The following is a 23,763-nucleotide window of genomic DNA, read 5'->3' on the forward strand; positions in this document are numbered from 1 at the left end:
TGCAGCCGTACGGCCGTGCAGCCGGGCAGCCGTACGGCCGTACGAACGCGGACGTCTGCACAAGCCGTACGGGCACCGGCGTCCGCGGCCGTACCGGCGTACGCCGTGGTGCTACGACCGTGCGGTCCGCTTCGGCAGGGCCCGCAGCGCGTCCCCTATGTCCGCGACCTCCACCACCTTCATGCCCGCCGGGATCTTGCCGGGGTCGGGCGGTACGAGGGCGTGGGTGAAGCCGAGCCGGGCCGCCTCCGACAGGCGGCGCTGCACGCCGGTGACGCGCCTGACCTCACCGGCCAGGCCCACCTCGCCGATCGCCACCAGGTTCTTCGGCAGCGGGGTGTCGATGGCGGCGCTGGCCAGCGCGAGCGCCACCGCGAGGTCGGCGGCGGGCTCGGTGAGCTTCACGCCGCCCACGGTCGCGGTGTAGATGTCCTGCTTGCCGATGGCCTTGATCCGGCCGCGCTGTTCGAGCACCGCGAGCATCATCGACACGCGCGAGTTCTCCAGACCCGAGGTGGTGCGGCGCGGCGAGGGGATCTGGGTGTCGACGGTCAGCGCCTGCACCTCGGCGACCAGCGGGCGGCGGCCCTCCAGGGTCACGGTCAGGCAGGTGCCGGGCACCGGCTCGTCGCGCCGGGTGAGGAAGAGGCCGGACGGATCGGCCAGGCCGGTGATGCCCTCGTCGTGCAGTTCGAAGCAGCCGACCTCGTCTGTGGCGCCGTAACGGTTCTTGATGCCGCGGATCAGCCGCAGCCGCGCGTGCCGGTCGCCCTCGAAGCTGAGCACCACGTCGACCAGGTGCTCCAGCAGCCGCGGGCCCGCGATCGAGCCGTCCTTGGTGACGTGTCCGACCAGGATGGTCGACATCCCGCGGTCCTTCGACGCCCGGATCAGCGCGCCCGCGACCTCGCGGATCTGCGCGGTGCCGCCGGGCGCGCCGTCCAGTTCGGCCGACGCGACGGTCTGCACGGAGTCCAGCACCAGCAGCGCCGGCTTCACGTCGTCCAGGTGACCGAGAACGGCCGAAAGATCCGTCTCCGCGGCCAGATACAGATGGTCGGCGAGCGCGCCGATCCGGTCCGCGCGCAGCCGTACCTGCGAGGCGGACTCCTCACCGGTCACGTACAGCGTCGCGCCCTGCGCGCTGGACGCCTTCGCCGCCACGTCGAGCAGCAGCGTGGACTTGCCGACGCCGGGCTCGCCCGCGAGCAGGACGACGGCGCCGGGCACCAGGCCGCCGCCGAGCACGCGGTCCAGCTCCGGCACGCCCGTGGAGCGCGCGGTCGCCTGCCGCCCGTCGACCTGGCCGATCGGCCGCGCCGCCGTCGTCACCCGGCCGGGAGCGGTGGTCCGTACGGCGGGCGCGGCGCCGAACTCCTCCACCGTCCCCCATGCCTGGCACTCGCCGCAGCGGCCCAGCCACTTCAGCGCCGTCCACCCGCACTCGGTGCAGCGGTAGGAGGGACGGTCCTTCGAGACGGTCTTACGGGCAGCCATGCCGCCCACCGTAGCGGGAGGGTCCGACAAGGCGGCCGGACCGGCTCCTGCGGCTGCCGGGGGCGCTCAAGGGGGCGTGCGGCGCGGACATCGAGCGCGCGCACGTGCGTTCACTCGTAAGAATGACGGAGCTGTCCCCTTTTGGGCAGCATCACTACCCATAAGGATTAATGCACGCCAGGAGAGCTGAACCGGGGGCCGTACCGGGCCTACCGTCGCCCGGTGATGAGCAGGCAGGAGACCCCCACCCAGAACCAGACGACCGGCGCACACCGCAAGCACCGCGCGCCGGCCGGCCGGGCCGCCCGCAAGGACACGCCGGGCGGCGAGGCGCCGCGCACCGAGGCGCCGCGCACCGAGGCGCCGCGTCCGGAGGGAGCGCGCGTGGAGGGAGCGCGCGTGTCCCGCAAGGAGGCCCGCGGCGACGCGCGCAAGGCCGCCCGCAAGGAGCCGTCGCGCAAGGACGGCCGCAAGGACGGCCGCAAGGACGTCCGCCGGGAAGCGACGCACAAGGCGCACGACCGTCAACGCCCGCACGGCACGCTCCCCATGCAGCCGCCCGCGCACTACGAGCCGTATCTGGACGGCCTGTTCACGTACTGCCTGTCGATCCTGTGCGAGCACGACGCGGCGGCCGGGGCGCTCGGCGAGGTGCTGGCGCTCGCCGAACGGCAGCGCGGCCACCTGCGCGACCCGAAGCTGCTCCGCCCCTGGCTGTACGCGCTCGCCCGCTGGACCTGCCTGCGCCGGCTCGCCGCCGGGCCGCCGGAGCCGCCGAGCACGTCGGTCGCCGTCGCCGAGCAGCGGCACGCCCAACTCGCCGCGCTCGCCTGGCCCGAGGCCGCCGGCACCACGCCCGAGCAGCGCGAGGCCCTGGAGTTGGCGGTCCGCCACCAACTCCCGCCGCACGAAGTCGCCGCCGTCCTCGGCATCGACGCCGACACCGCGCGCGGCCTGCTCGCCCGCGCCGCCTGCGAGGTGGAGCGGACCCGCACCGCGCTGTCCGTCGTGGACACCGGCAACTGCGCCGCCCTCGCCCAGATCGCGGGCGAGACCAAGGTGTTGCTCGGTACGGCGCTGCGCACGGAACTCGTCAGGCACGTCGACGACTGCCCGGTGTGCAGGCGTACGGCGGAACGCGTCGTCGCCGCGGGGCCCTGGCCGGGGGCCTCGGGCGTACCGGGCGCTCCGGGGGCCGGGTCCACCGCCGTCCTCGCCCTCATCGAGGCGCCGCGCTCGGCCGCGTACGCCGCCCTGCTGCACGCCATGGACGCCGGGGCCGGGCGCTCCCGCGACGCCACCCCGCGCTTCGACCGGCGCGGCTTCCCCATGGACCTCAAGGACCGCGCCGCCCGCCGCGCGCAGCTCAGGCACCGGGCCGTCACCAGTACGGTCGTCGCGGCCGTCGTCGCCGCGCCCGTACTCGCCCTGTGGGCCGCCTATCACGCGGCGCCGCTCGGCGCCGACGCGCCCGGCACGGACCGCGCCGCCAGCGAGCCCGACGGTCTCAACGGCGACCCGTACCAGGAGGCGGGCAGTTCCCGGCAGGCCCCCGACCCCCAGCACTCCAGCGGTACGGACACCCCGGCGCCGGTCCTCACCACGACCGTCTCGACCGACCCCACGGCCGCCGGCTCGGCGTCCCCCGGCGGCAGTACGCTCACCGTCACCGCCAGCGGCACCACCGTCACCCTGACCGCGCGCGGCGCGGCCCCCGTGCACTGGACGGCCGACACCGCCGCGTTCTGGATCCGGCTCTCCGCGACGTCGGGCGACCTGCGGCCCGGAGAATCGGTCACTCTCACCCTGAGCGTCGACCACGCCCTGGAGCCCTCCGGCTCCTGGACCGCCCGCATCGCCTTCTCCCCGGCGCACGCAACCGTGATCCTGCGCGGCTCCTCCACCCGCAATGTGCCGCCGCCCGCCTCCGACTCCCCGACCACCCCGCCGCCGTCCTCGTCCTCCCCGACGACGCCCCCGCCGACCACGCCTCCGCCGACGACCCCGCCGCCCACCACCCCGCCCCCGACGACACCTCCGCCGACGACCGCGCCGCCCACGACCGACGCCCCCAGCACCGCGCCGGAGTCGCCGAGCCCGGCCGGATAGCCGTACGGCGAAAGGGTGTTACTCCTGAGTAGCCGTACTCATGCCGGGCCGCCCGCGCGGCGGGACGATGAGCGGCATGGGGAAATTCACCGGTACGGTCGTGGTCACCCTCGTCACCGTCGGAACACTCGCCGTCGTCCACGCCGTCGGCGCACCGCTGTCCACCGTCCTCGGCACCGCCGCGGGCCTGCTCGGCCTGCTCTGGCTGCTCCTTCTGCTGACCGTGCCGTGGAACCTCTACTTCCGCGCCCACGCCGTCCTCGCCGAGATCCGGACCAGCCGCGAAAAGGGCCTGAGCGTCTCCCCGGAACGCGACACCGAGGCCGGGCGGATCGCCCGCCTGATGCTGCGCGTCGCCCTCGCGGGACACCTCGTCACGGCCGCCCTCGCGGTCGCCGTCGCCGCGGCGACCGGCCGCGCCGCCGGCTACTGGCTCGCCGGATTCTTCCTGCTGAGCACCGTCTTCCGGCCCGCGGGCGCCTGGTTCGCGGCGCTGCGGCGCCGCCTCGGCACCCTCCTGAAGGACGTCACCTACCCGCGCGACGACGTCCTCGCCCTGCGCGCCACCGTCACCCGCGTCGAGAGCGGCGCCAAGGTCCTGGAGGGCAAGGCCGAGGAGCAGTACCACGCGCTCGGCGAACTCCGGTCCGCGGTCGACGCGTTGGGCCTGTCGGTCTACGCGCGGGCCGACGGGACCGACCGCCGGATCGCCGCGCTGGCGCGGGAGTTCGAGGCGACGGTGAACCGGCTGACCGACAACACCGAGATCATCGCCGGTCTGAAGGCGTTTCTGCGGCTGCTGCGGACGGAGGACGGGGTGCTGCCGTAACGGCCGTGGTCCGTACGGCCGTTGACGCGGGACGTCACGCCCGCCTCAGGCGGCCGTCTCCAGCTCCAGCAGCAGGTGCTTGGCGTCGGCGCCGCCCGCGTACTGCCCGGCCGAACCGTCCGAGCGCACCACCCGGTGGCACGGCACCACCAGCGGCAGCGGGTTGAGCGCGCACGCCGTACCCACCGCGCGGACCGCCCGCGGACTGCCCGCCGCCGCCGCCACCTGCGCGTAACTCGCCGTCCTGCCGTACGCGATGTCGGGCAGGTGCGTCAGCACCTCGCGCCTGAAGCCCTTCGACAGCCGCCAGTCCAGGGGGACTTCGAAGCCGCGGCGCTGCCCGGTGAAGTACTCGTCGAGCTGGCGGCTCACCGCCTCCAGCCGCCGCGGGGCGCGCAGCACCCGCGGGCTGATGGTGTCCGCGAGCTGCTGGAGCACCGCCGCGTGGTCCTGCACGGCGAATGCCACGCGCACCAGGCCCTTCTCGGTCGCCGCCAGCAGCAGCGGGCCCACCGGGCTGTCCAGCGTCCGGTACGCGACGTCCAGCAGCCCGGCTTGCCCGGCTTCCGCCGCCAGGCGCTCGTGGAGCCGGTCCATCGTCGCGTCGTCCTGCGCGGTGAGGGCTTCCAGGAGATGGGCGGCCGAGTCGTTCGTGTCCCGCACGTCCTGCACGTCCTGCACGTCCTGCGTGTCGTTCGTGTCGTTCGTGTCGTTCGCGTCCTTCATGAGGGGTCTCCTCCTCCCGCGGTGTCCCGCGGATAGCTGCGGCGCAGGGCCTTCACCCCGTCGGCGGCGGCCCTGCGCGCCGCGTCCGGGCTGCCGCCCGTCACGGCGGCGATGTCCTTGTACGGCAGGCCCGCCAGGTAGTGGTACGCGACCGTCTGCCGCTGCCGCTCCGGCAGCGCCTTCAGCGCCGTCCACAGATCCGGGTCCCAGTCCTCGGGCCGCCCGGTGCGGCTCGCCCGCTCGGGCAGCTCCGCCAGCGGTGTCGCGCGGCGCGCGTTGCCCCGCGTGATGTCGACGGCCTTGCGGTGCGCGATGGTCACCAGCCACGCCTCGACGTTCGCGTCCGCGGGCAGCTCCGGGTACGCCCGCAGCGCGGCCAGGAAGGTCTCCGACCACGCGTCCTGCGCGTCGTGCGGGCCCACGACGGCCCGGACCACCCGGAGCACCATCGGCCCGTGGTCGGTCACGATCTGTTCGAACAGTGGCTTGCTCACATGGGGTAAACGCGTGGGGGCGCCGAAACGTGAGGTGGCTTTCGCGGGGGGGCTTTTGGACCTGCGGTCCGCTTCGGAACTGCGGTCCGCCGCGGAACTGCGGTTCGCTTCGGAGGTGCGGTTCGCCGCGGAACTGCGGTTCGCTTCAGAAGAGGCGGTCCGCCGAGGCGGCGTCGGGCTCCTCCAGTTCCAGCAGGTACCGCTTGCGGGCGAGGCCGCCCGCGTAGCCGCGCAGGTTTCCGTCGGCCGCCACCACGCGGTGGCACGGGACGATCACCGACAAGGGGTTCAGGCCGTTCGCGGCGCCGACGGCCTGGGAGAGGGAGATGTCGCCGAGCTGGCGGGCGAGGTCGCCGTAGGAGCGGGTTTCTCCGTACGGGATGCGGGTCAGCAGGGTCCAGACGCGGCGCTGGAACTCGTTGCCCTCCGGGGTCAGTTCGAGGTCGAAGGTGTGCCGGGTTCCGGCGAAGTATTCCTTGAGCTGGTGGCGTACGTCGTCGAAGGATTCGTCGGCGCGTTCGCCGAAGGTGGTTTCGTTGGGCCTTCGTTTGTGGCCCTCGAAGTAGAGCCCTACGAGGGCGGGGCCCTCGCGGACCACTGTCAGGTCGCCTACGGGCGAGGCGATCACCGCGTGTGTCCTCATCTTGCTTATTTTTCCCGCCCGCCCACCCCTGCGGGTGCTTTTTCGTCTGCGGGTGCCGCTTGTGCCTGGGTCGGTGCCGGTCCGGGGCACCTCCTCGGGCGACGAACGTGCCCGCACTTCGATGACGTCCAGCCCTTGTCTGTTCGTCCCCCTGCGGGGGCACCCCGGCCCGTCCCCTCCTCGCCCGTCGGCGTCCGCCTGTCCGCTGTGGCTGGGGGGGGAGGGGGTGGGGGGCTTGGGTACGTCGGTGTCCGCCTGTCCGCTGTGGCTGAGGGGGGGAGGGGGTGGGTGGGCTCGGGTACGTCGGCGTCCGACGGTCCGGTGGGGGCGGAGGGGGGTGGGTGGGCTCGGGTGGGGCGGCGTCCGCCTGTCCGGTGGCAGTCGGCGGAAGGGGGGTGGGTGGGCTCGGGTGGGGCGGGGGCTAGCATCCGGGGGCATGGGGACGCGGGGGTGGCGGCTTGGGGCCGTGGTGGGGGTGGCGGTGCTGGCGGGGGTGGGTGCCTCGGGGCCGGAGCGGGCGGAGGCGGTCCGTGCGACGGTGGGGCTTGGGCCGCTTCCGGCGGATCGTTATAACTACACGCCCGAGGACTATCAACGGGAGAAGCGGGCAACGGCGTTGCTGGTCCGGCAGTGCATGGCGAAACGCGGGCACGCGGACTTTCCGCTCGATCCGCGCTACCCCGTCGACCCCACCGCGCTCACCGCGGTCAGCACTGGCTACGGCGCACTCGACCTCGCCAACGCGAGCCGCTGGGGCTACGGATGGGACCCGGCGAAGTCCACTCCCACGCTGCCGCAGGGCCGTCGGATGACCCAGGCCGAGTACGCGGACTTTCCGGCCTGCAACGTGGAGGCGAACCGGCGGCTGATGCGCGGGATCGACGTCAAGCGGGACTGGCTCTACGCGAGCAGGCGCTCGGTCGAGATCGACAAGGCCGTCAAACGCGATCCCCGCTTGCTCGCGGCCTGGGACGCGTGGTCCCGCTGCGTGGCCGGCCAGGGGTTCGCCCGCTACTCCGACCCGCTCGCGGCCTTCGGGGACAAGGCGTGGCATCGCGGCAGCGACGGCAACACCACGCACACCCCGACCGAGCGGCGCACCGCCGTCGCCGACGTCACCTGCCAGCGCCGCCACCACACCGCCCAACTCCTGCACGCCGTACGCGCCCAGCAGCAGACCGCCGACATCGCCGCCCACCAGGACCGCTACACCGCCGGCCTCCACGCCCTCCAGACCTTCCGGTCCACCATCTCCGACACCCTCCGCCACCTCGGCTGACGACACCCCGCAAAGCGCCTCCCCGAACATCGAACACGCCCCCTTTGACCACCGTGTGGGGCGTCAACACCCCGCAGCCGCCGTGCCCGGCCCCATCCACCCCCACGGACCGTTGGGCGCCGACGTACCGGAGGGGACGGTGCGGGGTGCCCCCGCAGATTTGCGTGCCGACAGGGCGTTGACGGATGCGCGGGAGCAGGCCGCACGCAGCTCGAGGAGGTACCCCGTACCGGGACCGACCCCACGCACAAGAGGGCACCCGGACGGTACCCGGACCGAACCCCCAGCCGACCCCACGCACAAGAGGGCCCTAGGAAGCGGGGGCAGCGGGGTCGGCGGGGTGGGGGGCCAGAAGAGGAAGGTGCGGGGTGGACAGGCGGGACTCGCACAGCGCAGCGAGCACGGCGTAGGCGTCGGGACCCATGAGTTCCGTCAGCTCCGGGCGGTACGACACGTAGACCGGGTCACCGGCACCGTGCGCGGACGTCGCCGACGTGCACCACCAGTGCAGGTCGTGGCCCCCCGGCCCCCACCCCCGCCGGTCGTACTCCCCGATCGACACGACCAGCACCCGCGAATCGTCCGGCCGGTCCACCCAGTCGAAAGTCCGCCGGATCGGCAACTGCCAGCACACGTCCGGCTTCGTCTCCAGCGGCTCGCGCCCCTCCCGCAGGGCCAGCGCGTGCAGCGCGCACCCCTGGCCGCCCGCGAACCCGGCCCGGTTGGAGAAGACACACGCCCCGTCCACGACTCGCGTCTGCCGCTCGCCCTCCTCGTTCTCCATCGCCCACGCGCCGTCGGCGCCCTCGGCGTGGAACTGCCACGTCTCCGGCGTGAGCCTGGCCACATGCCCGGCCACCCGCTTCTCGTCGTCGTCGTCCGAGAAGTGCGCGCCCAGTGAACAGCACCCGTCGTCCGCGCGCCCCGCCACGATCCCCTGGCAGCCGCTGCCGAAGACGCACGTCCAGCGCGAGGTGAGCCACGTGAGGTCGCAGCGGAAGACCTGCTCCTCGTCGGCCGGATCGGCGAATTCGACCCAGGCGCGGGCGAAGTCCAGCCCCACCTCGTCGCGGACCGTGCCTGCACTCTTCTTCTTGGCCTTGAGGGCCTTCACCTTCGCCACGCGCCCAAGAGTAAGACCGGAATGCGCCGAATGGTCGCCAACGGGTCGCGGATCGCCCGCGCGCCACCGCCCCGCGGCCCCGTGCGGCCCGCGGAACGGACACCCATGTCGGCGCGCTAGCGTCTTGCCCATGCGACTCGGAGTGCTCGACGTGGGTTCCAACACCGTCCACCTGTTGGTGGTGGACGCGCACCCGGGCGCGCGCCCGCTCCCCGCGTACTCGCACAAGGCGGAGCTGCGCCTGGCCGAACTCCTCGACGAGCACGGCGCGATCAGCGACGCCGGCGTCGACCGCCTGGTCGCCACGATCGCGGACGCGCTGCGCGTGGCGGAGGACAAGGGCGCCGAGGACGTGCTGTCCTTCGCGACCTCCGCGGTGCGGGAGGCGGCGAACGGCGAGGCCGTCCTGGCCCGGGTGGACGCGGAGACGGGCGTACGCCTCACCGTCCTGTCCGGCGAGGACGAGTCGCGGCTGACGTTCCTCGCCGTACGCCGCTGGTTCGGCTGGTCGGCCGGGCGGCTGCTGGTGCTGGACATCGGCGGCGGGTCGCTGGAGGTCGGCTACGGCATGGACGAGTACCCGGACGCGGCCGTGTCCCTGCCGCTCGGCGCGGGACGCCTGACCGGTGCGTGGCTGCCGGGCGACCCGCCGACCGCCCACGACGTACGGTCGCTGCGCAGGCACGTACGCGCCGAGATCGCCCGTACGGTCCCGGACTTCGCCCGCTTCGGCCGGCCCGACCACGCGGTGGGCACGTCCAAGACGTTCAAGCAGCTCGCCAGGCTCGCGGGCGCGGCCCGCTCCGCCGACGGCCTGTACGCCCAGCGCCGGCTGCGGCGCGGCGCGCTGGAGGAGTGGGTGCCGCGGCTCGCGGAGATGACGGCGGCCCAGCGCAGCACCCTGCCGGGCGTCTCGGTCGGCCGGGCCGGGCAGCTCCTGGCGGGCGCCCTGGTCGCGGACGCCGCGATGGACCTCTTCGGCGTCGAGGAGCTGGAGATCTGCCCCTGGGCCCTGCGCGAGGGCGTCATCCTGCGCAAGCTCGACCTGATGGTGAACGACGCCGGACCGGGGGCGGCCCTGGCCCGCTGGGGCGACTGAGCCGGTCCGCCGCCCCCGCCGCGCCCCGCCGTGAGATCGGCGACAGTCCCCCCGCACCCCCCGGCACCTGCCCCTTCCGCCCCGGCCGCCGCCGTACGCTGTTTCCCGTGGCTGAACCAGCGGGTCGGAAGACGGACGGCCGGACGACGGACGCCGCCCTGAGACGCGAATGGCGTACGGGGCAGCGCGCGCAGCACGCGCGGGAACGTCTCGCCCCGACCGCGGGGTCCGCCGCGGGGCCCCGCGGCGGCACGTCGAAGATCGTCCTGTCCACCGCCTCCGTCTACCCGGCCTCCACCGCCACCGCCTTCGAGATCGCCGCCCGCCTCGGCTACGACGGCGTCGAGGTGATGGTGTGGACCGACCCGATCAGCCAGGACGTGGACGCGCTGCGCCGCCTGTCGGACTTCCACCGGATGCCGATCCTGGCCGTCCACGCGCCGTGCCTGCTGATCGCGCAGCGCGTCTGGTCCGCCGACCCGTGGGTCAAGCTCCAGCGGGCCCGCGCGGCGGCCGAGACGCTGGGCGCCTCGACCGTCGTGGTGCACCCGCCGTTCCGCTGGCAGCGCGGCTACGCCAGGGACTTCGTCGCCGGGATCTGGCGGATGGCGGACGAGACGGACGTACGGTTCGCGGTCGAGAACATGTACCCGTGGCGCTACCGGGACCGCGAGATGCAGGCGTACGCGCCCGACTGGGACGTCACCAACGACGACTACCGCCACCTGACCGTGGACTTCTCGCACGCGGCGACCTCCCGTACCGAGCCGTTCGCGCTGATGGCGAGGATGGCCGAGCGGATGGTGCACGTCCACCTCGGCGACAGCACGGGCTCCGCCAAGGACGAGCACCTGGTGCCGGGGCGCGGGAATCTGCCGTGCGCGGAGCTGCTGGCGGCGCTGGCGGCGAGCGACTACGACGGCCATGTGGTGGTCGAGGTGACCACCCGGCGGGCGATGTCGAGGGCCGAGCGCGAGGCCGACCTGGCGGAGGCGCTGGCCTTCACCCGGCTGCACTACGCGACACCGGCGCCGGTCGGCGGTGGTCCGGCGTGAGTACGGCGAAGGCGTCCCCCGGCTCCCCGGAACCCGACGAGCCCCAGGAACCCGAGGGACCCCAGGAGTCCGGCAAGCCGGCCGGCCGCCGCCGCGGCCGTCCCGCGGGCACCAAGGCCGGGACCGCCGAGACCCGTGACCGTATCCTCGCCGCCGCCCGCGAGGAGTTCTCCGCCCGCGGCTACGACAAGACCTCCGTCCGCTCGATCGGCAAGGCGGCGGGCGTCGACTCCGCCCTCGTCCACCACTACTTCGGCACGAAGGAACAGATCTTCGGCGCCGCCATCGAGCTGTCCTTCGCGCCCGCCATGAACATCCCCGACCTCGTCGTGGCGGGCGGCGTCGACGGCATGGGCGAGCGGGTGGCCCGGCTGATGCTGCGGATCTGGGAGAACCCGGTCTCGCGCGAGCCGCTGCTGGCCATCGTCCGGTCCGCGGTCACCAACGAGACGGCCGCCGCGGTCTTCCGCGGCCTGGTCAGCCGCCGCGTCCTGGCCCGCCTCGCGGGCGGCCTCGACGTGCCCGACGCCGAGTTCCGCGTGCAGCTCGCCGCCGCCCAGCTCGTCGGGATCATCATGCTGCGGTACATCGTGCGGGTGGAGCCGATGGCCTCCGCCGACCCCGAGGACATCGTCGCCATGGTCGGCCCGGTCCTCCAGCGCTACCTCACCGCCGCCGACGTTCACCCGTAGGACCCCGCCCCCGTACAGCCCCATGGGACCGCACGTCCCGCATACCGGACCGAACGTCCGGATCCTGGGCGACGGGCGTACCCTCGATGCTCTAGTACGGAGCAGTACGAGCCAAGTGAACCCAAGGGAGTGGACACCGTGCCCGAGCTGAGGTCACGTACGGTCACCCACGGCCGCAACATGGCGGGCGCCCGCGCGCTGATGCGCGCCTCCGGCGTCGCCAACAGCGACATCGGGAAGCCGATCATCGCGGTCGCCAACAGTTTCACCGAGTTCGTACCGGGTCACACGCACCTTCAGCCCGTCGGCCGGATCGTCTCCGAGGCGATCCTCGCGGCGGGCGCGGTGCCGCGCGAGTTCAACACGATCGCCGTGGACGACGGCATCGCGATGGGCCACGGCGGCATGCTCTACAGCCTGCCGTCCCGCGACCTGATCGCCGACTCCGTCGAGTACATGGTCGAGGCGCACTGCGCGGACGCGCTGATCTGCATCTCCAACTGCGACAAGATCACCCCGGGCATGCTGATGGCCGCGCTGCGCCTCAACATCCCGACCGTCTTCGTCTCCGGCGGCCCCATGGAGGCCGGCAAGGCGACGCTGGTCGACGGCACCGTCCGCAAGCTGGACCTGATCAACGCCATCGCGGACGCCGTCAACGAGAACATCTCGGACGAGGACATCCTCCGTATCGAGGAGAACGCCTGCCCGACCTGCGGCTCCTGTTCCGGCATGTTCACCGCCAACTCGATGAACTGCCTCACCGAGGCCATGGGCCTGGCCCTGCCCGGCAACGGCTCGGTCCTGGCCACGCACACCGCCCGCAAGGCGCTGTACGAGAACGCCGGCCGCACCGTCGTGGAGCTGACCAAGCGGCACTACGAGCAGGACGACGCGTCCGTGCTGCCGCGCGCCATCGCCACCCGCGCCGCCTTCGACAACGCCATGGCGCTCGACATCGCCATGGGCGGCTCCACCAACACGATCCTGCACCTGCTGGCCGCCGCCCAGGAAGCCGAGCTCGACTACGGCCTGGACGACATCAACGCCGTCTCGCGCCGCGTCCCCTGCCTGGCCAAGGTCGCGCCGAACGTGGCGCCCGGCGGCACGTACTACATGGAGGACATCCACCGGGCCGGCGGCATCCCCGCCATCCTCGGCGAGCTGTACCGCGGCGGGCTGCTCAACGAGGACGTGCACACCGTCCACTCGCCCTCCATCAAGGAGTGGCTCGACGCCTGGGACGTGCGCGGCGGCTCCGCCTCCGACGAGGCCGTCGAGCTGTGGCACGCGGCGCCCGGCTGCAAGCGCTCCGCCGAGGCGTTCTCGCAGTCCGAGCGGTGGGACACCCTGGACACCGACGCCGCGGGCGGCTGCATCCGCGACGTCGCGCACGCCTACTCCGCCGACGGCGGCCTGGCCGTGCTGCGCGGCAACCTCGCCCTGGACGGCGCGGTCGTGAAGACCGCGGGCGTGGACGAGTCGATCTGGACCTTCGAGGGCCCGGCCGTCGTCTGCGAGTCGCAGGAAGAGGCCGTCGACAAGATCCTCGCCAAGCAGGTCAACCCCGGCGATGTCGTCGTGATCCGCTACGAGGGCCCGCGCGGCGGCCCCGGCATGCAGGAGATGCTCTACCCCACGTCCTTCCTCAAGGGCCGCGGCCTCGGCAAGGTCTGCGCCCTGGTCACCGACGGCCGCTTCTCCGGCGGCACGTCGGGCCTGTCCATCGGCCACGCCTCACCCGAGGCGGCCTCGGGCGGCACCATCGCCCTGGTCGAGGACGGCGACCGCATCCGGATCGACATCCCCAACCGCTCCATGGAACTCCTGGTGTCCGAGGAGGAGCTGGCCGCCCGCCGCGAAGCCCTCGGCGGCGTCTACGCCCCGCGCGACCGCACCCGCAAGGTCTCCACGGCCCTGCGCGCCTACGCGGCCATGGCCACCAGCGCCGACCGCGGCGCCGTCCGCGACATCACCAAGCTGGAGCGCTGACACCGGCAGCGCACGCACGACGCCCCCGCACCGTGACCCGGTGCGGGGGCGTCGTGCGTACGGCCGCGCTGTGCCTGGACGTACGCGTATCCGTGCGGGGACGGGCACATGTTCGTGCACGTTGACGCGCACGCGTACGGGTCGACGTCAGAGGTGGTCGATGCCCGTGAGGTCGACGTTGATGCGGTACGGGACCTGGACGGTCAGCTCCTCGCGGTGCACGCCGGTGAGGGCGTACGAGTGCGAGGCCGGATCCCACTCGTGCACGTAGACCATCGGGCGCTCGGTCTCGGTGTCCTCCTCCACGCGCCACAGGTGCGTGACCCCCGCTTCCTCGTACGGGTGAGGCTCGCTCTCGTCGGCGTCGGCGGGCAGGACTTCCACGGCGAGGACGACAACGTTCTCCGCCTCCGCGCCGACCACGACGATGTCCGGTTCGGCCACCGTGCGCTCGTCCACGACCACCGCCACGTCCCTGCGCACCCGCAGGTGCGCGGGGAGTGTACGGCGGAGGCTGTGCGTCATCAGATACCGCGCCAGCGTGCGGAATCGCTCCTGCCGCGCGGGGTTCTCAGCGGCGTGCGCCGTTAATTTTCCTTCCATGGACAGTAAGTATGACCCCTGGGCAGAGAATGACGCTGGCATATGCCAAATCAGAGGTGCCGGCCGCGCCTCGCCCGGGCGGTCCTGAACACGAGGAAGCCGCCGAGGAGCAGTGATCCGCCGGCGAGTCCCGCCGCCCATCCGACCTCGGCGCCGGTGTGCGGGAGGGTGTCGCCGCCGGGGGTGGTCCAGGTCCCGCTGGGCGTCGGCGGGGGAGTGGTGCCGGCCGTCCCCGACGGGTCCGGAGAGGTGGTGGACGGGGTGGTCGGTGATGTGGTGGGCGGGGTGGTGGAAGGGGTGGTCGGTGGCGTCGTGGGCGGGGTGGTCGGCGAGGTGGTGGGCGGTGGGGTCGTGCCGCCGGTCTCCGGGCCGGTCGGGGTGGGCGTCGTGGGCGTCGTCGTCGCGGTGGTCGGCGGTGTCGTCGTCGGTGGCACCGGCGTCGTCGAGTCGACCGAGTTCGTCGGGGTCGGGGTGGTGGTCTCGCAGGTGACGGCGACGTGGCCGAGGCGGAGGTCGACCAGCGGTCCCGCGTACGCCGGGGCGCCGCTCGTGTCGGTGAACGTGCCGCTGACGGTGATGTCGACGCCCGCGTCCGCGCTGGTGGCGGCGGTCGGGGCGCCGCCGGGCGGGTGCTGGTACGGCTCGTACGTCACGGTGAGCGTGCCGCCGCCGATGCCGGAGGCGCCGATCTCCGCGCCGGTCACGTCGAAGGTGGTCGTCCCGACCGGGACGGTGTGGCCGAGTACGTCGATCACCCCGCCGTCCGTCCGCGCGTACGCGAGCGCGTACGGGCCCACCGGCGGCGGAACGCACTCCGCGTACGCGTCCAGCGACCCGACGCTGACGAAGTCCTTGGAGTTCAGGCCGAGCGTGAAGCCGCCCGCCTGGGCCTGCGCGGAGGTCTTGCCCGGACCCGCGTCCGTACGGGCCGTGACCGCGCCGATCACCGTCAGGTGCGACAGCACGCCGGACGGGTCGGAGAAGTCACCGCCGTCCGGACCGCCGTCCGGGGCGGAGGAGGCGTGGCCGTACCGGCCGTGGAAGGCGCTCAGGCCGAGCGGCGGGGCGGGCGCGAGGGTGAGGTCGACCAGGGAGCTGGTCGCCGCCTCGGCCGCGCGGGGGCCCGCGGCCGTCGCCGCGCCGGACCCGGCGGCCAGGGTGCAGGCGGCGGCGGTGAGGGCGGCGGCGCCCAGGCCGAGGAGGAGGTGGGGGGCGGGGGGACGGCGTCGGAGCCCGGGCGAGGCCGGGGGGACGTCTGACCGGATGTCTGACATATCGTCAGGAAAACGCATCGCATCGTGCGATTCGTCGACCGTCGGCCGAACGGGTGTGTCAGGGAACGTCCCGTTCTGGGTCATAATCGATGGCGTGGATGAGGTGAGCGAAGTGAAGCGGCGGGTTGGCGGGGGCGGTGGCGGAAGCGGCGGGGCGGTTGAGGGGGTGCCGCGGCCGGAGCCGATCCGTTTCTTCGGGACGACGTGGGTCGCGCACGACGGCGGATACGCCTGGCGGCGGGCCGGGCTCGCGGTCGGGTCCCTCGTCGCCATCGCGGCGGGGGCGGCGGTGCTGCGGTTCGGCTTTCAGGGGCTGGCCGACGCCGACGTCGGGCCCTTTGTGACGTTTCTGGCGGTGGCCGGGTTCGCCGTGTGCAGCGCTCTCGCTTTCCAGCGGACGTGGCGGGGGTTTTCGCGGCGGCGGGAGGCGGGGGCCGAGCAGGGGCTTCTGGCGATCGGCTTTCTCGGCGTGCTCCTCGCCTATTTCCTTCGGGGCTTCACCGAAGCGCCGGGGGAGGCGCTGCACCGCGCCGAGCACGCGACCGCCTCGGCACGCCGCCGGTCCTAGGGCCTGTCCGGCCGGGCGGTGGGCGCATATCCCGGTCGTCGCTATGACGTCTCCCTGGCCACCCGGGTGAGTACCGCTTGGCGCAGGCCGGCGGGTTCCACTTCCAGGGCCGCCAGTACCTTGAGGCCGCGGCCTTCTCCCGCCGCCAGCAAGCCGAGCAGGATGTGTTCGGTGCCGATGAAGTCGTGTCCGAGGGCGATGGCCTCGTCCTGGGACAGCGCCACGGCGCGCCTCGCGCGGTCGGTGAAAAACTCGAACACCTCTACTCCTCCTTGCGGGTGCCGCTTGTGCCTGGTCGGTGCCGGGCCGGGGCACCTCCTCGGGCGACGAACGTGCGGGCACCTGCGCCTGCTCCTGGCCTTGTCCGTTCGTCCCCCTGCGGGGGCACCCCGGCCCGTCCCCTCCTCGCCCGTCGGCGTCCGCCTGTCCGTTGTGGCTGAGGGGGGAGGGGGTTACTTGCGCGGGGTCACCCTCGGCGCGTCCACAGGCCGAACCACTGCTCGGCGCCGTACTCCTCGAAGCGTTCGACCTCGGTGAATCCAAGCTTTTCCGCGACGCGCAGCGATGCCGTATTGGCGGTCTGGGTGCAGAGCACCACCGGCTCGCCGGGGAGCGCTTCGGCGGCCCAGTTGAGCGCTGCCGCGCAGGCTTCGGTGGCGTATCCGTGGCCCCACGCCTCGGGCAGGAACATGTAGCCGAGTTCGGGTTCCTCGCCCTCCGGACGGACGTGCCCTTTGCTCCCGGCGCCGTGCCGGTCGATCGTGACGATGCCGATCATCGCTCCGTCGAGGTCGACCACGAAGAGCCCGTGCCGCCGTCTTGGCGTCTCGGGCACCGCCCGCTCCATCTCGTCCCGCTCTCGGGGCCCTCCCACATAGGTCCCTACCTCCGCCGAACAGAACAGCTCAATCACCGCCCCCCGATCCCCCGCCTCCGGCTCCCTCAACCAGAGCCGCCCCGTCCGAATCCCCCCACCCGGCCACCCCTCCACCCACCCCAACTCCCCCATCCCCCCAACCTATCCCCGCCCCACCCACCCCCCCGGATGTCTCTGGCAGGTTCTTCTGGGACCACTGCAGCAGGTAGTTCGGGCTCCAGGTTGTGGCAAGTTGATCCGGCTCCAGCTGCCCCTCGGTGCTCCTGGGCATCGCAGTGTCGGTGGTGCCTCGTACTCTGCGCGGGTGAGCATGAATGGTGAGTACTTGCGTGTAACACCGGCCGAGCTGGCCAGGGCAGTCAAGGACCCGGACTGGGCGTTCGAGTACGTCATGGAGATCATGGAGACAGACGGCATCAATGACGTCGCTCCCTCAGATGCACGGCAGCTATCGACTCACAAGGCGTTCGATGCCATCGCATTCCTCCTCGAACGCGCGAGTTTCCCCGTGGACATCGTTCATGGCGGGCAGACGTTCACCAGCGAGGACTGGGGCTATGGGCCGGCCAAGTACCTGGACGCGGACCAGGTCAAGCTCGCCGCCGGAGTCCTGGCCGGCTTGTCCTTCCAGGACTTGATCCGGGACGTGGATCCCGAGCAGATGACGGCCGCGCAGATCTACCCGCTCCTGTGGGATGAGGCCGACGCCCTGGAATGGGTGCGTGGGTGGTTCGACCCGCTGGTTCCGTTCTTCGGCGCCGCCGCTCAAGCAGGCGAGGCCATGCTGGTCTGGCTCGACTGAGTCGTGCAGCTCCGCCTCGGCAGAGGATTCCTGGCAGCCACTGGCCGGCCGCTCGGCCCTGCGCCTCGCCCGCTTTCGAGTGAATCCAGGTACTTTGTTCGACAGCCGCGCCTGGGTGTGATCCAGTGATCACGGCCTGTCGGGGGCCGTGGCTGCGGTCATGGTTGTGTCGGGAGGCCGAGGTTGGCGCTGTCGCGGGTCGAGCTGTTCGCAAGCATTCGTCGGGACACCGCAAATCGAAGCGGAGGCCCGCGAAGGCCGGGTCCACCAGGACGGGATGGTCCCGCAGATCCACCTGCCGGGCGAGGAAGCCGAGGTGGACTTCGCGGACGTGTGGGTCCGGCTGGCCGGCACCACGGTCAAGTGCCACCTGTTCACGCTGCGGCTCTCGTACTCGAGCAAGGCCGTCCACCGGGTCTTCGCCTTTGAAGCGCAGGAAGCCTTCCTGGAAGGCCACGTCGAAGCTTTCCGCGTGCTGGGAGGGGTGCCGACCAGGCACATCCGCTACGGCAACCTCAAGCTGGCGGTCAACCTGGTCTGCACCGGCCGCAGCCGAGTGGAATCCGAACGCTGGGTGGCCTTCCGCTCCCGCTACGGCTTCGACGCGTTCTACTGCATCCCCGGTCAGGAAGGCGCCCACGAGAGGGCGGGGTGGAACAGGAGGGCGGCCGGTTCCGCCGCACCCACTTGGTCCCCGTTCCCGACGTCGCCTCGCTCGCCGAGCTGAACGAGCGGATCGCCGAGATCGACGCCGCGGAGGACGAGCGGATCCTGCGCGGTCGGCTCACCTCGGTCGGCTTCAACTACCGCTCCGAGGCCGATGAGCTCGCGCCGCTTCCGGGCGAGGACTTCGAGTGTGGGCTGACCCTGACGCCCAAGACGGCGGACCGCCATCCGCAGCCGTGCCGGAGGGGACGGGTACCCACTCACCCCCCTCCGCCCACCGGACGGCGGACTGCCCCGCCCGCCTCCCCCCACCCATGGGGGACCGTCACTCGCAGGCGGGCCGGAGGGGACGGGGCGGGGTGCCCCCGCAGATTTGCGTGCCGACAGGGCGTGGACGAATGGGAAAGGAGCAGGCAGCACGCAGCTCGAGGAGGTGCCCCGGCCCGGGACCGACACCAGGGACAGGGCGGTGGGCAAAGGAAAGGCGCCCGGGGGGAAAGACCCCCCAGGCACCGAGGTGCGCCGACAGTGCGACACGGGCGACGTCAGGCGCTCAAGAAACGTCAAGCGCTCAAAAGACCTGAAGCGCTCAAGACGTCAAAGCCTCAGGCACGCCGCGCAGCCGAAACGGTCCCGACGGCTCCCACGACAGCCGCCACGACAGCCCCGTGCCAGACCCCGGTCCAGAGCGACCCGAAGAACCCCTGACTGGTCAGGACCTCCCGAATAACGAAGTCGCTGACAAGCATGAGCGCCCCGGGCACAGCCGCCACCCGCCACGGATGCTCCCGCGCCCACCTCCGTATCCGGTGATCCCGCCCCCGCGCGCCCCCGGAGTACCCGAGCACCGCCCCCGCCCCGCCCACGCAGTAGAAAAGCAGGGCGCCCACGGACAGCGCCCCGGCCAGAATGCCGAGCCCGAAGTGCCCGTGCACGAGGTGCAGGGCAAGTGACACCCCACCCCCGATCGCACCGACGGCAGCGGCCGGCCGCCAAGGTCCAAGCGTCGCCGAGGCCACGGCCAACTGCCGCTTCTCAACGCGCGATGCAGCAACTTCTCGGGATGAACGCCTCATACCGCAACGATCCTTCGCCCCCACCGCGTACGCCATAGGGGATGACCCTGACCGACCCCGGACCCCCGACCAGGACACCGACCCCCGGCCCAGGAACCCCGGACCCCCGACCAGGACCCCGGCCATCCGGATGAGGACACCGACCCCCCGGCCCAGGAACCCCGGCCCCCCACCGAGCCGCCGCCAGGCCCCCCGAAAACCCACCCCCTCCGGAGGAGCACGGCTTGACGCGCACCCCGTCACGGGTGTTTATTCATCACATGATGAATAAAGCCCCCGGACCCGCCATCGAGGCCGCCGGCCTCCGCGTCGTACGCGGTGGCCGCACCGTGCTCGACAACCTCTCCTTTACCCTCCCGCCCGGCCGAATCACCGGCCTCCTCGGACCGAGCGGCTGCGGAAAATCCACGCTGATGCGAGCGATCGTCGGCTCGCAGGCCCACGTCACCGGCACCCTCAACGTGCTGGACCACCCGGCGGGCCACCGCAGCCTGCGCCCGCGCCTCGGATACGTGACGCAGGCGCCGTCGGTCTACTCCGACCTCACCGCCCGGCAGAATCTCGACTACTACGCCGCCGTCCTCGGCATCGCGCACCGCGACCGCGCCGCCCAGGTCGAACGCGCCCTGACGGACGTCAACCTGATGTCGCACGCCGACAGCCTCGCCGCCAACCTCTCCGGCGGCCAGCGCGGCCGGGTCTCCCTCGCGGTGGCCCTCCTCGGCGAGCCGGAACTGCTCGTGCTGGACGAGCCGACGGTCGGCCTCGACCCGGTGCTCCGCAGGGACCTGTGGGAACTGTTCCACCGGCTGGCCGACGAGCGCGGCGCGACCGTACTCATCTCGTCGCACGTCATGGACGAGGCGGAACGCTGCCACCGCCTGCTGCTGATGCGCGAGGGCCGCATCCTCGCCGACGACACCCCCGACGCACTGCGCGAGCGCACCGGCTCCGACACCGTCGAAGAGGCGTTCCTGCGCCTGGTCGACGCGGCCAACGACGAAGCCAGCGGCGCGAGCGACGCCAAGGGCGGCGACGCCAAGGGCGGCCAGGCCGAGGGCGCGAGCGGCGCCTCTCAGCAGAAGCCCCCCGCACAAGCCAGTGCCAGTGCCAACGAATCCGCCGAGTCCACCCCCACAGAATCGACCGCGCGATGAACCTCGACCGCACCTTCGCCACGGCCCGCCGCGTCCTGCGCCAGCTCAGCCACGACCCGCGCACGATCGCCCTGATGCTCGTCGTCCCGTGCGTGCTGCTGACACTGCTGAAGTACGTCTTCGACGCCAGCCCGCAGACGTACAACTCGGCCGGCGCCTCGCTCCTCGGCATCTTCCCGCTGATCACGATGTTCCTGGTCACGTCGATCGCCACGCTGCGCGAACGCACCTCGGGCACCCTGGAGCGGCTGCTGTCCATGCCGCTGGGCAAGGCCGACCTGCTCGCCGGGTACGCGCTCGCGTTCGGCGCCGTCGCCGTCGTCCAGGCCGCGCTCGCCACCGGCCTGTCCGTCCTCGCGCTCGGCCTCGACGTCACCGGCTCGGCGTGGCTGCTGCTGGTCGCCGCGCTCGCCGACGCCTTCCTCGGCACCGCGCTCGGCCTGTTCGTCAGCGCCTTCGCGTCCAGCGAGTTCCAGGCCGTGCAGTTCCTGCCCGCCGTGCTGCTCCCGCAGATCCTGCTCTGCGGCCTGTTCGTCCCGCGCGGCGACATGCAGCCGGTCCTCAGCGGCCTGTCGAACGTGCTCCCCATGTCGTACGCCGCCGACGCCACCACCCAGATCGTCCACCACACGGGTGTCACCGGCGACTTCGTACGCGATCTGATCATCGTCGCCTGCTGCGCCCTCCTGGCTCTCGGCCTGGGCTCGGCCACCCTGCGCCGCCGCACCACCTGAGCCGCACCACCTGAGCCGAGCCACCCCGGTTGCCCGGACGTACGACCGAAGGGCGGACGCGGCCCGCTTGCCCCGTCCGCCCCTGCGAAGATGACCCCATGACCGCCCAGAAGCAGAAAGTCGCCGTTCTCGGCACCGGCAAAATCGGCGAAGCCCTCCTCTCCGGCATGATCCGCGCCGGATGGGCCCCGGAGGACCTGCTGGTCACCGCCCGCCGCCCCGAACGCGCCGAGGAACTGCGCGCCCGTTACGGCGTCGAGGCCGTCACGAACGCCGAGGCCGCCAAGGCCGCCGACACCCTCATCCTGGCGGCCAAGCCCCAGGACATGGGCGCCCTGCTGGACGAGCTGGCCGCGCACGTACCGGCCGACCGCCTCGTCATCAGCGCCGCCGCCGGCATCCCGACCGCCTTCTTCGAGGAGCGGCTCGCGGACGGCATCGCGGTCGTACGCGTCATGCCGAACACCCCCGTGCTCGTGGACGAGGGCATGTCCGTGATCTCGGCGGGCCGCCACGCCACCGAGGCCCACCTCGCCCGTACCGAGGCCATCTTCAAGCCGGTCGGCAAGACCCTCCGCGTCCCGGAGAAGCAGCAGGACGCCGCGACCGCCCTGTCCGGTTCCGGACCCGCGTACTTCTACTACCTGGTCGAGGCCATGACCGACGCGGGCATCCTGCTCGGCCTCCCGCGCGCCCAGGCCCACGACCTCATCGTCCAGTCCGCGATCGGCGCCGCCGTGATGCTCCGCGACAGCGGCGAGCACCCGGTCAAGCTCCGCGAAGCCGTCACCTCCCCGGCGGGCACCACCATCAACGCCATCCGCGAGCTGGAGAACCACGGCGTACGCGCCGCCCTCCTCGCCGCCCTCGAAGCCGCCCGCGACCGCAGCCGCGAGCTGGCCTCCGGCAATGGATGACCCGGCTCGACGGTTACGGCCGCGGGTAGCGAGGCGGCACGGGTGCAGTACGGATACGGCCGCGGCTACGTGAGCGGCAGCAGCCCCACCGCCCGGTAGGCCGCGTCAACGGTCGGCCGGGCCAGCGCCCGCGCCGCCGCCGCGCCGTCCCGCAGCACCCCGTCCACGTACGACGGATCGGCGCTGAACTCGGCGTGCCGCGCCCGCAACGGCCGCAGCAGCTCCACCACCGCCTCCGCCGTGTCCCGCTTCAGGGCCCCGTACGCCGTGTACTCCCCGGCCAGCGTCTCCGGCTCCTTGCCCGTACAAGCCGCCAGGATGTCCAGCAGATTCGCGACGCCCGGCCGCGCCTCGCGGTCGTACTCCACCTCGCCGGCCCCGCTGTCCGTCACCGCCCGCATCACCTTCTTGGTGATCGCCTCGGGCTCGTCGAGCAGGTAGATGATCCCGGCGGTGGCGTCGTGCGACTTGCCCATCTTGCCGGTGGGGTCCTGGAGGTCCATGACCCGCGCGGCCACGGCGGGCCGTACGGCGCGGGGCACGACGAACGTCCGCCCGTACCGCTGGTTGAACCGCTCCGCCAGCACCCGCGTCAGCTCCACATGCTGCGTCTGGTCCTCGCCGACCGGCACCTCGTCGGCGCCGTACGCCAGGATGTCCGCCGCCATCAGCGCCGGGTACGTGAGCAGCGACAGCCGTACGCTCTGCCCGGCCGCCTGCGCCCGCGCGGACTTCTCCTTGTACTGGATCATGCGCCGCATCTCACCGTCGGTGGCCACGCACTCCATGACGTACGACAGCCGCGCGTGCTCGTCGACGTGGCTCTGCACGAACACCGTGCACACCTGCGGATCGAGCCCGGCCGCGAGCAGCAGGCTCGCCGCCTGCCGGGTGAGCCGTCGCACCCGCGCCGGATCGTGATCGACGGTGAGCGCGTGCAGGTCGACCACGCAGAACAGCGACTCCGCCCGGTGCTGGTCCTCTTCCGCCCACCGCCGGATCGCGCCGAGGTAGTTCCCCAAGGTGAGGTGCCCGGTCGGCTTGACCCCACTGAAAATCCGCGTCATGACTGCTGTCTCCTGGTCCTGGTCGGGTTCGCGGGACCACCGCCCACCGCGGCCGGGACAACAGAAAACGGCCGCCGAGGCGGCGGCCGTTGGATGCATACGTGACTCCTGGCCGCCCTAGGCGGCCCACCACTGAGAGGTGCACGCATGCGATGTCATACGACCCACAGTAGCCCTCCGGCCACCGCCAGGGCACCGAGTTGACACTCTCCGGACCCGTGCGTAACGTTCTCCGGGTTGTCCGAGCGTGAGCGCCGACTCCGGTCGGTCCCCGGACAGCCATTCCGCAGCAAACAAACGAGCGACTACGGCATGCCGTGGCGTTCACTTGTGCGCATTCGGAATGGGGCGGGAACGGAAAGCGGCCGATTTGGTTCGACCGCCGAAGTTCAGCTAATGTCTCACTCGTCGGAACGGCCGAACAGCCGGAAAGACAAGCCCCGCTGACTGGGGGTCAGGCACTGGAAAGCGTCTGATAGAGTCG

At 72.5% G+C, this 23,763-nt stretch carries 23 protein-coding genes; 13 read left to right on the forward strand and 10 right to left on the reverse strand.

All coding sequences use genetic code 11. The annotated features are described in order from the left end of the window. Window positions 1–111: 111 nt before the first annotated feature. Window positions 112–1,497, reverse strand: coding sequence for a DNA repair protein RadA (radA, locus tag ACZ37P_RS31060; protein ID WP_355342306.1), 1,386 nt, complete (start codon window positions 1,495–1,497; stop codon window positions 112–114). Window positions 1,498–1,722: 225 nt separating this feature from the next. Between radA and ACZ37P_RS31065 the strand changes: the two genes are divergently transcribed. Next, a complete protein-coding gene (locus tag ACZ37P_RS31065; RefSeq protein ID WP_467349642.1) occupies window positions 1,723–3,606 on the forward strand; it encodes a BACON domain-containing protein in 1,884 nt (627 codons plus the stop codon). A 76-nt stretch (window positions 3,607–3,682) separates the two neighbouring features. Next, complete coding sequence (locus ACZ37P_RS31070) at window positions 3,683–4,435, forward strand: hypothetical protein (RefSeq protein ID WP_391164075.1); 753 nt, start codon at window positions 3,683–3,685, stop codon at window positions 4,433–4,435. 45 nt (window positions 4,436–4,480) lie between these two features. Here ACZ37P_RS31070 and ACZ37P_RS31075 read toward each other — a convergent pair whose 3' ends face one another. From ACZ37P_RS31075 to ACZ37P_RS31085, 3 genes are all read right to left on the reverse strand, one after another. Beyond that, window positions 4,481–5,161 carry a methylated-DNA--[protein]-cysteine S-methyltransferase gene (locus tag ACZ37P_RS31075; protein ID WP_467349645.1) on the reverse strand — a complete coding sequence of 227 codons (681 nt, stop codon included), beginning with the start codon at window positions 5,159–5,161 and terminating at the stop codon, window positions 4,481–4,483. After that, complete coding sequence (locus ACZ37P_RS31080; protein WP_355342318.1) at window positions 5,158–5,655, reverse strand: RNA polymerase sigma factor; 498 nt, start codon at window positions 5,653–5,655, stop codon at window positions 5,158–5,160. The genes ACZ37P_RS31075 and ACZ37P_RS31080 overlap by 4 nt, the downstream gene beginning before the upstream one ends. Before the next feature lie 145 nt (window positions 5,656–5,800). Continuing rightward, entirely contained in the window at window positions 5,801–6,298 is a 498-nt protein-coding gene (locus ACZ37P_RS31085) for a methylated-DNA--[protein]-cysteine S-methyltransferase (RefSeq protein WP_401313842.1), read from the reverse strand. 634 nt (window positions 6,299–6,932) lie between these two features. On the opposite strand from ACZ37P_RS31085, the gene ACZ37P_RS31090 reads away from it, so the two are divergent. Beyond that, window positions 6,933–7,577: a hypothetical protein gene (locus ACZ37P_RS31090; RefSeq protein ID WP_467349647.1), complete on the forward strand. Its 645-nt coding sequence runs from the start codon at window positions 6,933–6,935 to the stop codon at window positions 7,575–7,577. Between the two features lie 310 nt (window positions 7,578–7,887). Here the strand turns inward: ACZ37P_RS31090 and ACZ37P_RS31095 are convergent, their stop codons facing one another. Continuing rightward, complete coding sequence (locus ACZ37P_RS31095) at window positions 7,888–8,700, reverse strand: DUF3109 family protein (protein WP_391164077.1); 813 nt, start codon at window positions 8,698–8,700, stop codon at window positions 7,888–7,890. A gap of 130 nt (window positions 8,701–8,830) precedes the next feature. Between ACZ37P_RS31095 and ACZ37P_RS31100 the strand changes: the two genes are divergently transcribed. The 4 genes from ACZ37P_RS31100 to ilvD all read left to right on the forward strand — a co-directional run bounded on the left by ACZ37P_RS31100 (window position 8,831) and on the right by ilvD (window position 13,538). Continuing rightward, a complete protein-coding gene (locus tag ACZ37P_RS31100; RefSeq protein ID WP_401313846.1) occupies window positions 8,831–9,799 on the forward strand; it encodes a Ppx/GppA family phosphatase in 969 nt (322 codons plus the stop codon). Between the two features lie 260 nt (window positions 9,800–10,059). Continuing rightward, entirely contained in the window at window positions 10,060–10,854 is a 795-nt protein-coding gene (locus ACZ37P_RS31105) for a sugar phosphate isomerase/epimerase family protein (protein WP_355350235.1), read from the forward strand. Then, window positions 10,851–11,546, forward strand: a complete 696-nt coding sequence (locus ACZ37P_RS31110; protein WP_467349649.1) for a TetR/AcrR family transcriptional regulator — start codon at window positions 10,851–10,853, stop codon at window positions 11,544–11,546. Before ACZ37P_RS31105 ends, ACZ37P_RS31110 begins: the two co-directional genes overlap by 4 nt. A gap of 138 nt (window positions 11,547–11,684) precedes the next feature. Continuing rightward, the gene (gene ilvD, locus ACZ37P_RS31115) at window positions 11,685–13,538 is read left to right on the forward strand and encodes a dihydroxy-acid dehydratase (RefSeq protein WP_391049609.1); all 1,854 of its coding nucleotides are present in this window, start codon (window positions 11,685–11,687) and stop codon (window positions 13,536–13,538) included. 147 nt (window positions 13,539–13,685) lie between these two features. Here the strand turns inward: ilvD and ACZ37P_RS31120 are convergent, their stop codons facing one another. Further along, window positions 13,686–14,141, reverse strand: a complete 456-nt coding sequence (locus ACZ37P_RS31120) for a Uma2 family endonuclease (protein ID WP_355350205.1) — start codon at window positions 14,139–14,141, stop codon at window positions 13,686–13,688. A 50-nt stretch (window positions 14,142–14,191) separates the two neighbouring features. After that, window positions 14,192–15,415: an LPXTG cell wall anchor domain-containing protein gene (locus ACZ37P_RS31125; protein ID WP_467349651.1), complete on the reverse strand. Its 1,224-nt coding sequence runs from the start codon at window positions 15,413–15,415 to the stop codon at window positions 14,192–14,194. A gap of 94 nt (window positions 15,416–15,509) precedes the next feature. Here ACZ37P_RS31125 and ACZ37P_RS31130 point away from each other — a divergent pair, with 94 nt between their 5' ends. Next, window positions 15,510–15,983: an EamA/RhaT family transporter gene (locus tag ACZ37P_RS31130; RefSeq protein ID WP_467349653.1), complete on the forward strand. Its 474-nt coding sequence runs from the start codon at window positions 15,510–15,512 to the stop codon at window positions 15,981–15,983. Between the two features lie 41 nt (window positions 15,984–16,024). Here the strand turns inward: ACZ37P_RS31130 and ACZ37P_RS31135 are convergent, their stop codons facing one another. Beyond that, window positions 16,025–16,243: a Clp protease N-terminal domain-containing protein gene (locus ACZ37P_RS31135; protein ID WP_401724316.1), complete on the reverse strand. Its 219-nt coding sequence runs from the start codon at window positions 16,241–16,243 to the stop codon at window positions 16,025–16,027. 206 nt (window positions 16,244–16,449) lie between these two features. Next, window positions 16,450–16,992: a GNAT family N-acetyltransferase gene (locus tag ACZ37P_RS31140; protein WP_401313855.1), complete on the reverse strand. Its 543-nt coding sequence runs from the start codon at window positions 16,990–16,992 to the stop codon at window positions 16,450–16,452. Between the two features lie 178 nt (window positions 16,993–17,170). On the opposite strand from ACZ37P_RS31140, the gene ACZ37P_RS31145 reads away from it, so the two are divergent. From ACZ37P_RS31145 to proC, 5 genes are all read left to right on the forward strand, one after another. Continuing rightward, window positions 17,171–17,662, forward strand: coding sequence for a YfbM family protein (locus ACZ37P_RS31145; RefSeq protein WP_391049782.1), 492 nt, complete (start codon window positions 17,171–17,173; stop codon window positions 17,660–17,662). 277 nt (window positions 17,663–17,939) lie between these two features. Continuing rightward, the gene (locus ACZ37P_RS31150; RefSeq protein ID WP_467349655.1) at window positions 17,940–18,389 is read left to right on the forward strand and encodes an IS21 family transposase; all 450 of its coding nucleotides are present in this window, start codon (window positions 17,940–17,942) and stop codon (window positions 18,387–18,389) included. A 1,275-nt stretch (window positions 18,390–19,664) separates the two neighbouring features. Next, a complete protein-coding gene (locus ACZ37P_RS31155; protein WP_355350223.1) occupies window positions 19,665–20,561 on the forward strand; it encodes an ABC transporter ATP-binding protein in 897 nt (298 codons plus the stop codon). Further along, window positions 20,558–21,295, forward strand: a complete 738-nt coding sequence (locus tag ACZ37P_RS31160; RefSeq protein ID WP_355350226.1) for an ABC transporter permease — start codon at window positions 20,558–20,560, stop codon at window positions 21,293–21,295. Before ACZ37P_RS31155 ends, ACZ37P_RS31160 begins: the two co-directional genes overlap by 4 nt. Before the next feature lie 98 nt (window positions 21,296–21,393). After that, entirely contained in the window at window positions 21,394–22,212 is an 819-nt protein-coding gene (gene proC / locus ACZ37P_RS31165) for a pyrroline-5-carboxylate reductase (RefSeq protein WP_355350229.1), read from the forward strand. 65 nt (window positions 22,213–22,277) lie between these two features. Here proC and trpS read toward each other — a convergent pair whose 3' ends face one another. Beyond that, window positions 22,278–23,279, reverse strand: coding sequence for a tryptophan--tRNA ligase (gene trpS, locus ACZ37P_RS31170; protein ID WP_401313863.1), 1,002 nt, complete (start codon window positions 23,277–23,279; stop codon window positions 22,278–22,280). Window positions 23,280–23,763 lie beyond the last annotated feature (484 nt).

It is taken from the genome of Streptomyces sp. NPDC024632, assembly GCF_055559175.1.

What these genes read in the sequence shown, in the direction of transcription:
- proC (WP_355350229.1), top strand. Translation starts at nt 21,394, where the DNA reads ATGACCGCCCAGAAGCAGAAAGTCGCCGTTCTCGGCACCGGCAAAATC.
- ACZ37P_RS31090 (WP_467349647.1), top strand. Translation starts at nt 6,933, where the DNA reads ATGGCGAAACGCGGGCACGCGGACTTTCCGCTCGATCCGCGCTACCCC.
- ACZ37P_RS31150 (WP_467349655.1), top strand. Translation starts at nt 17,940, where the DNA reads ATGGTCCCGCAGATCCACCTGCCGGGCGAGGAAGCCGAGGTGGACTTC.
- ACZ37P_RS31145 (WP_391049782.1), top strand. Translation starts at nt 17,171, where the DNA reads ATGAATGGTGAGTACTTGCGTGTAACACCGGCCGAGCTGGCCAGGGCA.
- ACZ37P_RS31160 (WP_355350226.1), top strand. Translation starts at nt 20,558, where the DNA reads ATGAACCTCGACCGCACCTTCGCCACGGCCCGCCGCGTCCTGCGCCAG.
- ACZ37P_RS31100 (WP_401313846.1), top strand. Translation starts at nt 8,831, where the DNA reads ATGCGACTCGGAGTGCTCGACGTGGGTTCCAACACCGTCCACCTGTTG.
- ACZ37P_RS31125 (WP_467349651.1), bottom strand. Translation starts at nt 15,415, where the DNA reads ATGTCAGACATCCGGTCAGACGTCCCCCCGGCCTCGCCCGGGCTCCGA.
- trpS (WP_401313863.1), bottom strand. Translation starts at nt 23,279, where the DNA reads ATGACGCGGATTTTCAGTGGGGTCAAGCCGACCGGGCACCTCACCTTG.
- ACZ37P_RS31140 (WP_401313855.1), bottom strand. Translation starts at nt 16,992, where the DNA reads ATGGGGGAGTTGGGGTGGGTGGAGGGGTGGCCGGGTGGGGGGATTCGG.
- ACZ37P_RS31075 (WP_467349645.1), bottom strand. Translation starts at nt 5,161, where the DNA reads ATGAAGGACGCGAACGACACGAACGACACGAACGACACGCAGGACGTG.
- ACZ37P_RS31065 (WP_467349642.1), top strand. Translation starts at nt 1,723, where the DNA reads ATGAGCAGGCAGGAGACCCCCACCCAGAACCAGACGACCGGCGCACAC.
- ACZ37P_RS31155 (WP_355350223.1), top strand. Translation starts at nt 19,665, where the DNA reads ATGATGAATAAAGCCCCCGGACCCGCCATCGAGGCCGCCGGCCTCCGC.
- ACZ37P_RS31070 (WP_391164075.1), top strand. Translation starts at nt 3,683, where the DNA reads ATGGGGAAATTCACCGGTACGGTCGTGGTCACCCTCGTCACCGTCGGA.
- ACZ37P_RS31085 (WP_401313842.1), bottom strand. Translation starts at nt 6,298, where the DNA reads ATGAGGACACACGCGGTGATCGCCTCGCCCGTAGGCGACCTGACAGTG.
- ACZ37P_RS31120 (WP_355350205.1), bottom strand. Translation starts at nt 14,141, where the DNA reads ATGGAAGGAAAATTAACGGCGCACGCCGCTGAGAACCCCGCGCGGCAG.
- radA (WP_355342306.1), bottom strand. Translation starts at nt 1,497, where the DNA reads ATGGCTGCCCGTAAGACCGTCTCGAAGGACCGTCCCTCCTACCGCTGC.